Origin of the sequence: Nocardiopsis sp. L17-MgMaSL7 (assembly GCF_003182025.1) — a bacterium.
GTDB classification, from domain to species: Bacteria; Actinomycetota; Actinomycetes; order Streptosporangiales; family Streptosporangiaceae; genus Nocardiopsis; species Nocardiopsis prasina.
In genome coordinates this window covers 260,435-275,356 of sequence record NZ_QGTF01000005.1, presented here as the reverse complement: position 1 = coordinate 275,356, position 14,922 = coordinate 260,435, and the positions used below count along the sequence as shown (strand labels likewise).

The following is a 14,922-nucleotide window of genomic DNA, read 5'->3' as shown; positions in this document are numbered from 1 at the left end:
GCCGCAACGACTACTCGGTGCTGGAACCGCCGCCGCTGGGGGAGTGGGAGCCGGACCTGTCGGTGTGCGTGGTCGTCCCGGCGTACGGAGGGCAGGAGAAACTCGACCTGACCCTGGCGTCGATGGCCGCGCAGAGTTATCCGTCCGCCCTGACGGAGGTCGTGGTGGTGGACGACGGCAGCGAACCCGCGCTGCGGCTGCCGCCGATCCGCCCCGAGCACACCCGGATCGTGCCCAACGAGCCCGGCGGCTGGGCGCGCGGGCACGCGTTGAACACCGGCGCGGCCGCCACCGACGCGGACGTGCTGCTGTTCTTCGACGCGGACATGATCGCCTTCCGCGAGCACCTTGAGGCGCAGATGCGCTGGCACCACCTGGCCGACTACGTCGCGGTCACCGGTCATCTGCGCTGTGTCGATCACACGCCCGGGACCCTGTTCCCGGCGGCCGTCCTCGACGCGGTGCGCCGGGGCGCCCCCGAGGCGCTGGTGGCCGGTCCGGGTGAGGAACTGCTCTGGCTGCGGCGTGCCTACAAGCGCACGAACCTCCTGCGCGAGGTCGGCCACCAGGGGTTCCACTACTTCATCGGCGGGACCGGGTCCGTGCGGCGCGCCTTCTTCGAGGAGTCGGGCGGGGCCGCGTCCGCGCTCGTCCTGGGAGAGGACACCCACCTCGGATACCGGTTCGCCCAGAACGGGGCGGTCTTCGTGCCCGAGCAGGAGGCCGGGAGCTGGCACCTGGGACTCCCGCAGATGGAGACGCGCAGGGAGGAGGGGGGCCGGTTCCGCCGCCCCTTCGTCGGCTCCCGGCTCCCGCTCGCCGAAGAGCGGCGGGCCCTGAAGGGACGCCAGTGGGAGGTGCCGCTGGTCGACGCGGTGGTCGACACCGAAGGGGCGGGGTTCGACGAGGTCGCGGAGACCGTGGACGCGCTGCTGGCCGGTGACGTGGCCGACGTCCGGATCACGCTGGTGGGCGCGTGGGGACGGGTGACCCCGGGGCGGCACCGGGTCCTGGACGATCCGGACCTGGACGTGCGCCTGCTCCACGAGCACTACCGGTGCGAGCCGAGGGTGCGCCTGGCCGAGTCGGAGCCGGTGACCGACCCCGACGTCCCCTTCGTGCTGCGGGCCGTTCCGGGGCAACCCATGACCCCCAACGCCCTGAACCACATGATCGGCCTGGCCGACGAGACCCACTCGGGGCTGGTGCGCGCCACGGGGCCCGGTGACGACCTGGGCGGACCCCGGCTGGAACGCGTGGCGGCCCTGGCCCGCGCACGGCGGCTGCGGGTGGCGGAGGAGGACCTGGACGACCTGCTGGACCGGGTGGCCGGAGTGCACTGGATCGACGGCGACTCGGTGTTGTCCAGTCAGCAGGAACCGGAGGGGGCGCGCCCTGTGAAGGCGGTGGCGGAGCCGCCGGGGGACTGGCGGCAACGGCTGGAGGAGGCCCAGGCACGGGCGGAGTCGGAGCGGGTCCGAGCCGAGCGGTTGGAGCGTCGGTTCCGCTGGTTGACCAGGAGTCGAACCGGTCGGCTCCTGTACCGGATCATCGGTTGAGGACGTGGGACGGCACATGGTGAACGAGGGCGTGCGCGGCGCGGGGACCGGTTCCGGACCCGTGCGAGGTGGGGACCCGCGGGGACGGCCCAGGGTGGTCCGCAACGACTACTCGGTGCTGGAACCGCCGCCGCTGGGGGAGTGGGAGCCGGACCTGTCGGTGTGCGTGGTCGTCCCGGCGTACGGAGGGCAGGAGAAGCTGGACCTGACGCTGGCCGCCCTGAGCACGCAGAGCTACCCGTCCGCCCTGACGGAGGTCGTGGTGGTGGACGACGGCAGCGAACCCGCGCTGCGGCTGCCGCCCGTGCGTCCCGAGCACACCCGCCTCATCGCCGCGCCCGAGCGCGGGTGGGGCCCCGGGCACGCGGTCGGCGCGGGGGTGGAGGCCACACGGGCGTCCGTCGTGATGCGGCTGGACGCGGACGTGGTGGTCGGCCGCGAGCACGTCGAGGCGCAGATGCGCTGGCACCACCTGGCCGACTACCTCGTCGTCATGGGCGGGGTCGAGTTCGGTGACCACCCCGACTCCGGGCTCACCCCCGCCGAGGTGTACGAACACGTGCGCGCGGGGAGGCACGCGGACCTCACGGGCGCGGGCACGGACAGCATGGAGTGGATCACCGAGGTGCTGGAACGCACCGACGGGCTGCGTGACGCGGGGCACCGGGCCTGGCAGATCTTCACCGGGGCCACCGCCTCCCTGCCGCGTGCGCTGTACTCGACCGCCGGAGGATCGGCGGCCGACCTGGTGATGGGTGAGGACAGCGAACTCGGCTACCGGCTCTCCCAGCGGGGCGCGGTGTTCGTCCCCGAGCCCCTGGCCACCGGTCTGCACCTGGGGAGGCCGACGACGGAGGAGCGCGGGGCGGAGGCGGCACGCTTCCGGCGGCCGTTCATGGAGAACCGGGTACCCCGGCTGAACTCGCGTCGTGTGGCACCCAAGCGGACCTGGCAGGTGCCGTTCGTCGACGTGGAGATCGACACCGTGGGGCGCGGGTTCGAGGACGTCACCGCGACGGCGGACGCCCTGCTGGCCGGTGACGCGGCCGACATCCGGGTCACGTTGGTGGGGCAGTGGTCCCGGGTGACCCCGGGGCGGCACGCCACGGTGGACGACCCGGCGCTGGACGTGCGCCTCGTCCACGAGCACTACCGGTGCGAGCCGAGGGTGCGCCTGGCCGAGTCGGAGCCGGTGACCGACCCCGACGTCCCCTTCCGGCTGCTGCTGTCGCCGGGCGTCCGTCCGAGGAGGCGAATGGTGCGGGCGCTGACGGGGGCCGCCGACCGTGAGGGCGCCGGGCTCGTCCTCGTGCGGGGCTCCGGTGGACGGACGTGGTCCCTGCGCCTGGAGCGCACCGCGGCCTTCGCCCGCGCGCGGCATCTGGGTGTGGACGAGGCGGACCGGGACGCCGCCGTCGCCGAGTTGTGGGGGGTCCACGAGCTGGACCAGGCCGGGCTCCTGGCGGTGGACGAGGAGGAGGGTGACGGGCCGCCGAAGGACTGGCACCGGAAGATGCGCAAGGCGGAGAAGGCGCAGGTCCGCTGGCGGACGGAGGCCGAACGGTGGGAGCGCCGCGTCCGCGCGCTCACCCAGGGGCGGGGTGCGTGGCTCCTGCTCATGGGTCTCCGGAGGTGACCAGGGGGCAATCGCCGCACTGAGAACGGGTTTCCTTGCGTTGCTTTGACCAGGAGAAACGCCGGAGTGTCTCACGGTATGAGAATTCCTGGTCATATAGTTGGACATCCGATATTCTGACGTCCTAGGAGTCAGTGGTGTCGGCTCCACCGCCGCACACCACGGTCCAGCGCCCTACTCCGCCCGGCGCCACCCTTGTCCGGGCGTCCCGACGCGGTCCTCCGTGTCGGGTCGTGTCGGTGCCTCCGGCAGACGATCCCGCCGGGGCGAGCTCCTGTCCTTCTGTCGTGGACAACGTCGCCCACACCGCGCCCCTTCGGGCCGATCCGGCCTCCGCCGCCATCGGGCCAGGGGTGCACACCGTCGAACGCCAGCGGCCGAGCCGTGCGCTCCCGCCGTCACGCAGAGCCTCCGGAGGATCACATGTACGACATGATCGAGTACCCGTCCACGCCCGACTCCGACGACGAGATCCACCGCGCCCTCCAGGACGCGATCAACCGTCGCGACTGAGCGGACCCGAGGTCGGGCGGCTGTACCGGTCACCTGGACCGGTACAGTTGTCTCACCTACTGTTCCCTTGATCTCGCCAGGTGAGACAGCCGTGGTGGGGTCACGTCCGAGTTAGAGGCAGTCCAATGGCAGCTCGCACCCTGAAACTGGCCGTCATCCCCGGTGACGGGATCGGCTCCGAGGTGGTCGCCGAGGGTCTCAAGGTGCTGGAGGTCGCGGCCTCCCAGTACGACCTGGCCATCGACACCACCGAGTACGAGCTCGGCGCGAGGCTCTGGCACCGCACCGGCGAGACGCTGCCCGACTCGGTCGCCGCCGAGCTGCGCGACCACGAGGCGATCTTCCTGGGGGCCGTCGGCGACCCGTCCGTCCCCAGCGGCGTCCTGGAGCGCGGCCTGCTGCTGCGCCTGCGCTTCGAGTTCGACCACTACGTCAACCTGCGCCCCGTGCGCCTCTACCCCGGGGTGGACAGCCCCCTGGCCGGGGTGGCCCCCGAGGACATCGACATGCTGGTCGTGCGTGAGGGCACCGAGGGCCCCTACGCGGGCGCCGGGGGCGTGCTGCGCAAGGGCACCCCGCACGAGATCGCCACCCAGGACAGCGTCAACACCCGCTTCGGCGTCGAGCGCCTGGTCCGCTTCGCCTTCGAGAAGGCCGCGGCCCGCCCCCGCCGGAAGCTGACCCTGGTGCACAAGGACAACGTCCTGACCTTCGCGGGCGAGCTGTGGCAGCGCACCGTCAGGGAGGTCGGGGCCGAGTACCCGCAGGTGTCCGTGGACTACTGCCACGTCGACGCCGCCGCGATGTTCTTCGTCAACCAGCCGGGCCGCTTCGACGTGGTCGTCACCGACAACCTCTTCGGCGACATCATCACCGACATCGGCGCCGCCATCACCGGCGGCATCGGCCTGGCCGCCAGCGGCAACATCAACCCGGACAACACCTTCCCCAGCATGTTCGAGCCGGTCCACGGCTCCGCGCCGGACATCGCCGGCCAGGGCAAGGCCGACCCCACCGCCACCGTGCTCTCCGCCGCGACCATGCTGGACCACCTGGGCCTGCCCGAGGCCGCCGGCCGGATCGAGGCCGCGGTCTCCGCCGACCTCAAGACCCGCGCCCAGGACGGTGCGGTCCGCACCACCTCCCGCATCGGTGACGACCTCGCCGCGCGAGTAGCCGAGCAGGGCTGACACCATCGATGTCGGCCCTGCCACTTCTGAGGCGCGGCCGACGACGTACGAGCCAACCGTGATCGTCAGCGGGCGCGCCGGAGACCCATCCGCGCGCCCGCTGTCCGTGTGACCCGACCTGGCACCGGGTGCGCTCTTCCGACACACTAGATCCCAGGTCGGCGGCGCTGCCGACCGGTTGCATCCGAGAGGACCACCGACGACATGAACAACAACACCACCACCACTGGGTTGACGTTCGACATCCAGCTCTCCGACCAGCGGAAGACCCCGCAGGAACGTGAGGCACTGCTGGAGAACCCCGGGTTCGGTCAGGTGTTCACCGACCACATGGTGAGCATCCGGTACACGGAGGGCAAGGGCTGGCACGACGCCAAGCTGGAGCCCTACGGCCCGCTGAGCCTGGACCCCGCCACGGCGGCACTGCACTACGCGCAGGAGATCTTCGAGGGGCTCAAGGCCTACCGCCACCCGGACGGCTCGCTGGCCTCGTTCCGCCCCGAGGCCAACGCCGCGCGCTTCAACAGGAGCGCGGCGCGGATGGCCATGCCGGCGCTGCCCGAGGAGCTCTTCCTCAAGTCCATCGAGCTGCTGCTCGAACACGACGGCGACTGGGTCCCGTCCAAGGAGTACTTCAGCCTCTACCTGCGCCCCTTCATGGTCGCCACCGACGTGGGCCTGGGCGTCAACAACCCGTCGCGCAGCTACGTCTACCTGCTCATCGCGTCGCCGGTGGGTTCCTACTTCTCCGGTGGCGTCAAGCCGGTGACGGTCTGGCTGTCCAAGGACTTCACCCGCGCCGCCCCCGGCGGGACCGGCGCGGCGAAGTTCGCGGGCAACTACGCCGCGAGCTTCCTGGCCCAGGCCCAGGCCGTGGAGAAGGGCTGCGACCAGGTCGTGTGGCTCGACGCCCGCGAGCACCGCTGGGTCGAGGAGATGGGCGGCATGAACCTGTGGTTCGTGTTCGGCGAGGGCGAGAACGCCCGCCTGCGCACGCCTCCGCTGACCGGCACCCTGCTGCCCGGCATCACCCGTGAGTCGCTGCTCAGCCTCGCCCCCGACCTGGGCATCCCCGCCGAGGAGGAGCCGCTGTCCATCGAGGAGTGGAGGGCGGCGGCCGAGTCCGGTGAGATGACCGAGGTGTTCGCCTGTGGCACCGCCGCCGTGGTCACCCCGGTCGGCCACGTCAAGAGCGACGACGGTGAGTTCACCATCGGCGACGGCCAGCCCGGCCCGATCACCATGCGCCTGCGTGAGGAGCTGGTGGGCCTCCAGACCGGCCTGCGCGAGGACAGGCACGGCTGGATCACCCGCTTCCAGGGGGCCTAGACCCGGCGGGGGCCGTCACCGGACACCGGTGGCGGCCCCCGACACGTCCCACGGGGCTCCGGAGTCACGGAAGGCGTCCGGTGTGTCCGGTATGAGGATTATTCGTCTCGCCTGGTGAGACATATTGGCCCCGAGCTGCGACTCCGTCGGGTTCGTGTGGCACACTGGCGACATGCTGTCCCAGGTAGTCATTATTTTGGGGCGCGCTGGCTGACGACTTCCCGCGTAGACGCAGGGAAGAAACCGGACCCTGCCAGCGCGCTGACCTCTCGTGTCCACGAGGGGTCTTTTTTGTTGGCCGGGGCCGCCACACACAGCATCGACCGGGAGTTCCACCCATGAGGAACGACAGTTTCCACGTCTTCGACACCACGCTGCGCGACGGAGCCCAGCGCGAGGGGATCAACCTGCGGGTCTCCGACAAGCTGGCCATCGCGAAGCTGCTGGACGACTTCGGGGTCGCGTTCATCGAGGGCGGCTGGCCCGGGTCCAACCCCAAGGACACCGAGTTCTTCCAGCGGGCTTCACAAGAGCTGACGCTGGAACACGCGCGACTCACCGCGTTCGGCGCGACCCGCCGGGCCGGTGTGAGGGCCGCCGACGACCCACAGGTGGCCGCGCTGCGCGACAGCGGCGCGTCGGTCGTCACCCTTGTCGCCAAGAGTGACGACCGGCACGTCGAACGGGCCCTGCGCACGACCCTCGACGAGAACCTCGCCATGGTCGCCGACACCGTCTCGTACCTGCGCGAACACGGGCAGCGCGTGTTCGTGGACTGCGAGCACTTCTTCGACGGCTACCACCACGACCCCGAGTACGCCCTCTCGGTGGTCCGCGCCGCCTCCGACGCCGGAGCCGACGTCGTCGTCCTGTGCGACACCAACGGCGGCATGCTCCCCAGCGACGTCACCCGCGTGGTCACGGAGGTGCTGGAGGCCACCGGCGCCCGTCTGGGCATCCACGCCCAGGACGACACCGGCTGCGCGGTCGCCAACACCCTCGCCGCCGTGGACGCGGGCGCCACGCACGTCCAGTGCACCGCCAACGGCTATGGCGAGCGGGTGGGCAACGCCAACCTCTTCTCCGTGGTCGGGGCGCTCGGCCTCAAACGCGGCATGGACGTCCTGCCCGAGGGCTGCCTGGCCGAGATGACCCGCGTGTCCACCGCCATCGCGGAGATCGTGAACCTGGCGCCCGACACTCACCAGCCCTACGTGGGGGTGTCGGCCTTCGCGCACAAGGCCGGTCTGCACGCCTCGGCGATCAAGGTCGACCCCGACCTCTACCAGCACACCGACCCCGAGCTGGTCGGCAACCGCATGCGCATGCTCGTCTCCGACATGGCCGGGCGCGCCTCCATCGAGCTCAAGGCGCGGGAGCTGGGCCTGGACCTGTCCGGGGACCGCGAACTGTCCGGCCGGGTCGTGGACCGCGTCAAGAGCCTCGAACTGTCCGGGTACAGCTTCGAGGCGGCCGACGCCTCCCTGGAGCTGCTGCTGCGCGAGGAGCTGGGTTCCCCCGTCCGGTACTTCGAGACCGAGTCCTGGCGGGTGCTCACCGAGCGCCGTCCGGCCGCGGGGGTCAGCCCGCTCTCCAACGAGTACGAGAGCCTCAGCGAGGCCACCGTCAAGCTCCGGGTCAAGGGTGAGCGGATCATCGCCACGGCCGAGGGCAACGGCCCGGTCAACGCCCTGGACCGGGCGCTGCGCAGTTCGATGGAGAACGTCTACACGGCCCTCGCCGGGCTGGAGCTGACCGACTACAAGGTCCGCATCCTGGAGGGGACCTCGGGCACCAACGCGATCACCCGCATCCTCGTCACCTTCAGCGACGGGACCGAGGAGTGGACGACCGTCGGCGTGGGTCCGAACGTCGTCGACGCCTCGTGGGTGGCGCTGGAGCAGGCCATCACCTACGGGCTGTTGCACCAGGGCTACCCCCGGAGCTGACGGCCGGGCCACCGGGCCGAGGGGCTTCCGTCACCGCCCGCCCCCGGTGCACTCCGTGCACCGGTCCGGTGTCGGGCCGGTGACGCGAACGTCACGGTCGAAACCTCGACGTCACGCGACCGCCTGACCCGAAAGTCGAGGTCAGGCGGTCGCGTCTTACCTGAAGGTAAGACAGACCTGTCCTTGAGGTCATAGCCAGTGTGTCTGCGACCACTCGATACTGCGGACTTTGAAGATGTCCGAGATGTACGAGTGGTGATAGATGCCCGTCATAACCAATGTGCGCGCTTTCGTTGGCGCGCAGTTCGCCGTCCAGCGAACCGCAGGTCACCTGCGCCCTGAAGACTTCGAGCCGTGTCCTCACCCACCATCCGACAGGACGGGGGGAACAGGGTGACCCACGGTTCGGTGACAGAACGCCGCGCCGCGTCGCCACCCTCCCCCAAGCCCTCGAACAAGCGCGCCCGACCGGGGCGGGACGCGATACTCGCCTGGGGCTTCCTCGGCCCCTCCGTGGCGGTCTTCGCGCTCTTCCTGGTCTATCCACTGGGCCGCACCGTCTACCTGTCGATGCACGGCAACGACATCATCGGCCAGCCCAACCGCTTCGTCGGTCTGAGCCACTTCGCCGAGATGGCCTCGCCCGAGTTCGGCCGGATCCTCCTCACCACCCTGGTGTTCACCCTCGGAGTCGTCGTCCCCGGTGTCGTGGGCGCCCTCGTGGTCGTCCTCCTCCTGGAGGGGGTGCTGCGAGCCCAGCGGTTCCTGCGCGGCGCCTTCGCGCTGCCCTTCGCCTTCTCCGTGGCCAGCGCCTCGGTGATCTTCGCGGTCTTCTACAGCCCCGGAAACAGCGTCCTCAACGGCGTCCTCTACCGGATGGGCCTCGACCAGGTCCCGTGGCTGACCTCCCAGGAGATGGCCCTGTGGTCGGTCGCCCTCACCACGGTGTGGATGAACCTCGGATACGGAGTCCTCGTGCTCGCGGCCGGGGTCGGCTCCATTCCCAAGGAGGTCAACGAGGCCGCCCGCATCGACGGCGCCACCGGGCCGCGCCTGGCCTGGGACGTCACCATCCCGATGCTCGGCCCGCAGCTCTTCTTCCTGATCGTCATCTCCACGATCAACGCGCTCCAGAGCTTCGGGCAGATCCACATCCTCACCGCGGGCGGACCGGTCGGCTCCACGACCACCCTCGTCTACTCCATCTACCAGGACGCCTTCGCCTACGGGACCAGCGACTTCGGCCGGGCCAGCGCCCAGGCACTCGTCCTGCTCGTGGTGGTCCTGGTGTGCACCGTCGTCCAGTTCGGTGTCATCGAGCGGAAGGTGCACTACTCATGACCGCCCCCTCCGCGACGGCCACCGCCGACCAGCTCTCCCGGAGCGAGCCGGTCCGCGTCCGCAGGCGCCACCGGCACGGGGTCGGGCACGTCGTCGGCCGCGTCCTGCTGTACCTCATGCTGGCGGCGCTGCTCATCCCGGTGCTGTTCCCCGTGTACTACGTGTTCGTGGGAACCCTCATGGAGTCGCGGGAACTGTCCACGTTCCCGCCGCGACTGCTGCCCACCGGTGTGAACTTCGAGAACATCCAGGGGGCGCTCGCCGCCGTCCCGCTCCTGCGCATGTACACGAACTCGCTGGTCATGGCCGGGATCATCACGGTCTGCCAGCTCGTGACGTCGGCTCTGGCCGCGTACGCGTTCGTGTTCCTGCGGTTCCGGGGCAGCGCCGTCGTCTTCGCCCTGTTCCTGTCCACGCTGATGGTCCCGGCCGAGGCCACCTTCATCCCGAACTACCTCACCCTGACCGGGTGGGGCCTGGGCAACACCTACGCCGGTCTGGTCCTGCCCTTCCTGGCCTACGCCTTCGGCACCTTCCTGCTGCGCCAGAGCTTCAGGCAGTTCCCACGGGAGCTGTACGACGCCGCGCGCATCGACGGCATGGGGCACCTCAGGTTCCTGTGGACGATCCTCATGCCGCTCAGCAAGCCGGCCCTGACCGCCGTCGGCATGTACGTGTTCATCACCAGCTGGAACATGTACTTCTGGCCGCTGATCATCACGCGCAGCACCGAGATGCAGACCCTCCAGATCGGCCTGAACAGCCTCAAGGCGGGCGAGGCGGCCAACCCTGGCCTCGTCCTGGCGGGTGCGGCCCTGTCCGTCATCCCCACCCTCGCCCTCGTGATCTTCGGACAGCGCTTCATCGTCCGGGGCCTCACCGCGGGCGCGGTCAAGTAGGCCCCGAGAACCCAGTGGAGAAGAAGAAACCCATGACACGTATCCCCCGACGTCGCGGCGTGAAGGCCGCGGCCCTGCTCGCCAGCCTCGGCCTGGCCCTCAGCGCGTGTTCCGGAGACGGAGGGGGCGGTGGCGGCAGCGACCTCACCGCGCCCGGGCCGGAGGTCCTGGACGACCTCGACGAGGCGGTCCAGGTCGAGTTCTGGCACAGCATGGACGCCACCAACGGCCAGGTGCTGGACGGGCTCATCGACGAGTTCAACGCCCAGAACGAGGGCCGGGTGCAGGTCACCGGCTCCTTCCAGGGCCAGTACGACGAGGCCCTGGCCAGCCACCGCGCGGCGATCCAGCAGGGCGACACCGCCGAGATGATCATGATCTTCGACCTCGGTACACAGTTCATGATCGACTCCGCGCAGACCGTCCCCGCGCAGTCCTTCCTCGACGTGGACGACTACGACACCTCCTCGATCGAGGACGCGCTCCTCAACTACTTCACCGTCGGCGGTGAGCTGAGGTCGTTCCCCTTCAACAACTCGACCCCGCTGATGTACGTCAACCGGGACGCGTTCGAGGAGGCCGGACTCGACCCGGACTCGCCGCCCACCGACCTCGCCGGCATCCGTGAGGCCGCCGAGGAGCTCACCGTCCGGGACGACGACGGCACCGTGGTCCAGTACGGCTTCGGCGCCTCCGTGTACGGGTGGTTCATCGAGCAGTTCATGGCGCGCGCCGCCACCCCCTACTGCGACGCCTCCAACGGCCGAGACGGCCGCGCCAGCGAGGTGCTCTTCGACGACCCGAAGATCGTGGAGCTCGTCGAGTGGTGGGACCAGATGATCGAGGACGAACTGGCGGTCCAGATCGGTCGCAACACCGACGACGGACAGGCCGCGTTCACCTCGGGCCGGGCCGCGATGACGCTGGAGTCCACCGGTTCCCTGGGCGGTTTCATCGAGCAGTCCGACTTCGAGGTCGGCGCCGGGTACTTCCCGCTGATCGGCGCGGACGACCCGGGCGGCTCGGTCATCGGCGGTGCCTCGCTGTGGATCAACGGTGAGGGGCACACCCCCGAGGAGATCCGCGGGTCCTGGGAGTTCGTCCAGTTCCTGCTCACCCCGGAGTCGCAGTCGGTCTGGCACGCGGGAACCGGATACCTGGCGGTCAACACCGAGGGCTACGACGGACCCGAGGCCTCCGAGCGCGCCGAGGAGTTCCCGCAGTTCTCCGTGGCCGCCGACCAGCTGGCGGACTCGGTGATCAACGAGAACACCGCGGGCTGCATGATGGGCGTGATGTCCGAGGCCCGCGTCGCCGCCGAGGAGGGCTGGGAGACCGCCCTGACCAGTGAGACCTCCGCCGAGGAGGCCATGGCCAACGCCGCCGCGAGCGTGTCCCGGACCATCGAGGAGTACAACGCCTCGGTCGAGGACTGACGTGAACCGGTGACCGGGGGCCGCGGTGGTGCCACCACCGCGGCCCCCGCCGTTCCCGGCTCAGGCCAGCAGGATGGAGTCCCCGTCGACCCGGATCCGGACCTCCTCCAACGGGGTCCGGGCCGGACCCTCCGTAGGGGAGCCGTCCTCGATGGAGAAGCGGCTGCCGTGGCAGGGGCACTGGATCTGTCCGTCGACGACCTGGTCGACCGGGCACCCCTCGTGCGTGCAGGCGGTGGAGAAGGCGCGGAAGGTGCCCTCCTCGGGCTGGGTGACGACCACCTCGTGCTCGCTGAGGATGGCGCCCTCGCCCACGGGGATCTCGTCGGTGGTGGCGATCGGGGCGTCGAGGCCGTCCTGGTCCGTGTCCTGCCCCTGCTCGTCGTAGCCGCCGCCACCCCCGCCGCCCTCGGTCCCGCCACACGCGGTCACCACCCCGACCACGGCGCCACCGCTGGCGACTCCGAACACGGAGCGCCTGGTCACCTCGGGCTGGACGGTCACGGGACGGGCTGCGCGGCAGTCACACATACGGCCTCACTCTCTCGCCCGACACGGTGCGGGCGGACCTCCGCACGGGGCGCGGGCCCCCTCGCGGGCGACGAACGGCCCCGGTCGGTGGGGCCACCCCCATGGAACACGGTGCGGGCCCTCCGTGTCCGGGAAACCAGCCGAGTGTCCCCGCGCCGATCGACGCGTGTCCCGGTGGCGGACCGGTCGTCGGTCACACCGGCGGCGCCACCGCAACCCCGGTTCCGACCGGGCCGCTACCGCCTCCGCAGACCGGCTGAATCGGGGGTGAAGCGGACCACATCGGGGTCGTTCGGTGCCCACCCGGTTCCGGAGGGCGACCGGATGGACAGGATGCGGTTGCCCGCGTCACCGACCATCCGCTCCCCGCAGGTACGGCGGAAGGCCCTCCCGGACCCCCGGAGGGCCGGTGTGCGGGCGCCTCTCAGGCGTTCGCGCCTCCTCACCGAAAGCGGCCGTGATGACCGACCAACAACAGCCCGTCGTGGAGCCCTTCGGCTTCCTCGCTCCGACCCCGCCCGCCCTGGAGCCGGCGCCCGCCCCGGACGACACCTGGGAGGTCCCGGGCGGCACGGCCTGGGTGTACCTGAGCGACCCCGACGCCGGCCTGCGGAGGCCGGTGATCCTCTCCGACGGCTTCGAGAGCGGCCCCAGTGACCTCGACCGCCTCTGGGCGGGGCTGGAGCGCGGGGACTACGCCTTCTTCACCGAACTGCGCCGACGCGGCCACGACCTGGTCCTGGTCGGCTACGACGACCGCAGCGCGTCGATCCTGCGCAACGCGGAGACCGTCACCCAGGTCGTCTTCCGCGCCATCGGCGAGCGGCTGGGCGACGCCCCGCTCACCGTCGGCGGCTTCAGCATGGGCGGGCTGGTGACACGGTACGCGCTGGCCAAGTTGGAGGCGGACGGCGTCGACCACCAGACCGCGCTCTACCTCTCGTATGACAGCCCGCACCGGGGGGCGTGGGTGCCGGTCGGGCTCCAGGCGATCGCGCACTTCCTCAAGGCCACCCCCGCGCTGTCCCGGCAGATCAACAGCGCCGCCGCCCGGCAGCTGCTGTGGCGCCACGTCGAGAGCGTCGACGCCGAACCGGTCGAGGACGCCCTGCGCACCGAGTTCCTGGCGGAGCTGGCGAGGGTCGGTTCCTGGCCCCAGCGCCCGCGCAGGATCGGAGTGGCCAACGGCACCGGGAACGGCGTCGGTCCCGGTGTGCCGCCCGACGAGGACGCCGTCACGGTCAGCGGAGGCTGGTTCTCGGGGACGGCCCTTCGCACCCAGGCCTCGGGGGACAAGCGACTCGTCGCGCGGCTCAAGGGCCTGCTGTCCGAAGCGGAGGTACGCACCACGGGGATCCCCGCGCTCGACGGGGCGCCGGGCGGCACCCTGGAGACCTTCGGGATCGCCGGCGACCGCCTCAAACTCACGGGGAGCACGGAGATCGCGGTCCGTTCGATCTGCTTCGTCCCCTCGGTCAGCGCGGTCGCCATCGGTGACCTGGACGATCCGTACGCGGAGGTCGACGCGCTCGACCCCTACACGAGCGAACTCGACGAGTTCAAGCTGGCGCGGACCAACGAACCCCACTCGCACATGAGTGAGGCCCTGGGTTCGTGGATCCTGGACCGCCTGCCCCAGTAGGACGCCGTGAGGTCAGTGGTCCGGTCGGCGGTCGTTCGACGACGGCGTCCGGCCGGGCCCCTGGCTAGGGGTGGACCCACCCGTTGGCCTCGCAGCCCTGGAGGCCCAGGGTCTGCTGCTGCATGACCGGGGCGGGCTCCCCGTCTCCGGGGCAGTCCACGTGTCCGTGGCCCAGGGTGTGGCCCACCTCGTGGTTGATCAGGTAGATCCGGTAGGTCTCCAGGTCGTCGTCGAAGTCGTCGACGCCGGACACCCAGCGGTTCTGGTTGATGATGGCGCGGTTGCCGTTGGCGCAGGACACGTACCCGTTGGTGTTCAGCGGCGCGCACATGCGGTCGACCGTGTCCGGCGCGGCCAGCAGCACCCGGATGTCGGCGTCGTCGCCGTCCACCCGCTGGAGGGACCGGTCCCCGTCGTTGCCCCAGCTGCGGGGGTCGCCGAGGATCTCCTCGACGGCCTCCACGAAGTCCGCGTTCCGGCCGGGCAGGCCCTTCTCCACCTCCACGGCGAAGGTGGTGAGCGGGCCGTCGCCCATGACGTCGCCCTCGCCCTTCATCACCTTGACGTCCCCGTCCGCGGTGTCGACCTCCTCCACCACCGAGCGCAACAGGAGCGGGAGGTCGTCCTCGTCGGTCGGTGACGCGCTGGGGGAGGGGTCCGTCCCACCGGAGGTGGTCCCGGCCGCGGAGTCCTCGGAGCCGGGGTGGTCGCGGGTGCTGTCGTCGGGCACCCCGTCGCCCACGGGGCCGGTCGCGGAGGTCTCCTCGGGGGAGCCGAGGTCCGAGCCGGGCTCGGGCACGCTGACCATCAGCACGGCGGACGCGCCCGAGACCAGGCACAGGCCCAGGGCCAGTCCCATGGGGTACCGGCGGCGTCGGCGGTGCTTGGCTCGGGGAG

The 14,922-nt window shown here is 70.8% G+C and carries 11 protein-coding genes; 9 read left to right on the top strand and 2 right to left on the bottom strand.

What is annotated here, in order from left to right; translation table 11 throughout:
• The 8 genes from BDW27_RS11145 to BDW27_RS11110 all read left to right on the top strand — a co-directional run.
• Positions 1-1,559 (top strand): glycosyltransferase family A protein (locus BDW27_RS11145; RefSeq protein WP_233515726.1); only part of this gene is annotated, 1,559 nt, incomplete at its 5' end.
• 94 nt (positions 1,560-1,653) lie between these two features.
• Entirely contained in the window at positions 1,654-3,195 is a 1,542-nt protein-coding gene (locus tag BDW27_RS11140) for a glycosyltransferase family 2 protein (RefSeq protein ID WP_233515725.1), read from the top strand.
• A gap of 638 nt (positions 3,196-3,833) precedes the next feature.
• Positions 3,834-4,898, top strand: coding sequence for a 3-isopropylmalate dehydrogenase (locus BDW27_RS11135; protein ID WP_110049243.1), 1,065 nt, complete (start codon positions 3,834-3,836; stop codon positions 4,896-4,898).
• Positions 4,899-5,102: 204 nt separating this feature from the next.
• A complete protein-coding gene (locus BDW27_RS11130; protein ID WP_110049242.1) occupies positions 5,103-6,227 on the top strand; it encodes a branched-chain amino acid aminotransferase in 1,125 nt (374 codons plus the stop codon).
• A 338-nt stretch (positions 6,228-6,565) separates the two neighbouring features.
• The gene (gene cimA, locus BDW27_RS11125; RefSeq protein WP_049568507.1) at positions 6,566-8,176 is read left to right on the top strand and encodes a citramalate synthase; all 1,611 of its coding nucleotides are present in this window, start codon (positions 6,566-6,568) and stop codon (positions 8,174-8,176) included.
• A 393-nt stretch (positions 8,177-8,569) separates the two neighbouring features.
• Positions 8,570-9,517: a carbohydrate ABC transporter permease gene (locus BDW27_RS11120; protein ID WP_017545906.1), complete on the top strand. Its 948-nt coding sequence runs from the start codon at positions 8,570-8,572 to the stop codon at positions 9,515-9,517.
• Positions 9,514-10,416, top strand: a complete 903-nt coding sequence (locus tag BDW27_RS11115) for a carbohydrate ABC transporter permease (protein WP_017545907.1) — start codon at positions 9,514-9,516, stop codon at positions 10,414-10,416. Before BDW27_RS11120 ends, BDW27_RS11115 begins: the two co-directional genes overlap by 4 nt.
• 32 nt (positions 10,417-10,448) lie before the next feature.
• Entirely contained in the window at positions 10,449-11,852 is a 1,404-nt protein-coding gene (locus tag BDW27_RS11110; protein ID WP_110049241.1) for an ABC transporter substrate-binding protein, read from the top strand.
• A 60-nt stretch (positions 11,853-11,912) separates the two neighbouring features.
• Here BDW27_RS11110 and BDW27_RS11105 read toward each other — a convergent pair whose 3' ends face one another.
• Positions 11,913-12,338, bottom strand: a complete 426-nt coding sequence (locus tag BDW27_RS11105) for a Rieske (2Fe-2S) protein (RefSeq protein ID WP_233515723.1) — start codon at positions 12,336-12,338, stop codon at positions 11,913-11,915.
• Between the two features lie 505 nt (positions 12,339-12,843).
• Between BDW27_RS11105 and BDW27_RS11100 the strand changes: the two genes are divergently transcribed.
• Positions 12,844-14,025, top strand: coding sequence for a triacylglycerol lipase (locus BDW27_RS11100; RefSeq protein WP_110049240.1), 1,182 nt, complete (start codon positions 12,844-12,846; stop codon positions 14,023-14,025).
• A gap of 64 nt (positions 14,026-14,089) precedes the next feature.
• Here the strand turns inward: BDW27_RS11100 and BDW27_RS11095 are convergent, their stop codons facing one another.
• Positions 14,090-14,884 carry a DUF3152 domain-containing protein gene (locus BDW27_RS11095; protein ID WP_110049239.1) on the bottom strand — a complete coding sequence of 265 codons (795 nt, stop codon included), beginning with the start codon at positions 14,882-14,884 and terminating at the stop codon, positions 14,090-14,092.
• Positions 14,885-14,922: the final 38 nt, after the last annotated feature.

What these genes read in the sequence shown, in the direction of transcription:
- BDW27_RS11135 (WP_110049243.1), top strand. Translation starts at nt 3,834, where the DNA reads ATGGCAGCTCGCACCCTGAAACTGGCCGTCATCCCCGGTGACGGGATC.
- BDW27_RS11130 (WP_110049242.1), top strand. Translation starts at nt 5,103, where the DNA reads ATGAACAACAACACCACCACCACTGGGTTGACGTTCGACATCCAGCTC.
- cimA (WP_049568507.1), top strand. Translation starts at nt 6,566, where the DNA reads ATGAGGAACGACAGTTTCCACGTCTTCGACACCACGCTGCGCGACGGA.
- BDW27_RS11115 (WP_017545907.1), top strand. Translation starts at nt 9,514, where the DNA reads ATGACCGCCCCCTCCGCGACGGCCACCGCCGACCAGCTCTCCCGGAGC.
- BDW27_RS11110 (WP_110049241.1), top strand. Translation starts at nt 10,449, where the DNA reads ATGACACGTATCCCCCGACGTCGCGGCGTGAAGGCCGCGGCCCTGCTC.
- BDW27_RS11100 (WP_110049240.1), top strand. Translation starts at nt 12,844, where the DNA reads ATGACCGACCAACAACAGCCCGTCGTGGAGCCCTTCGGCTTCCTCGCT.
- BDW27_RS11095 (WP_110049239.1), bottom strand. Translation starts at nt 14,884, where the DNA reads ATGGGACTGGCCCTGGGCCTGTGCCTGGTCTCGGGCGCGTCCGCCGTG.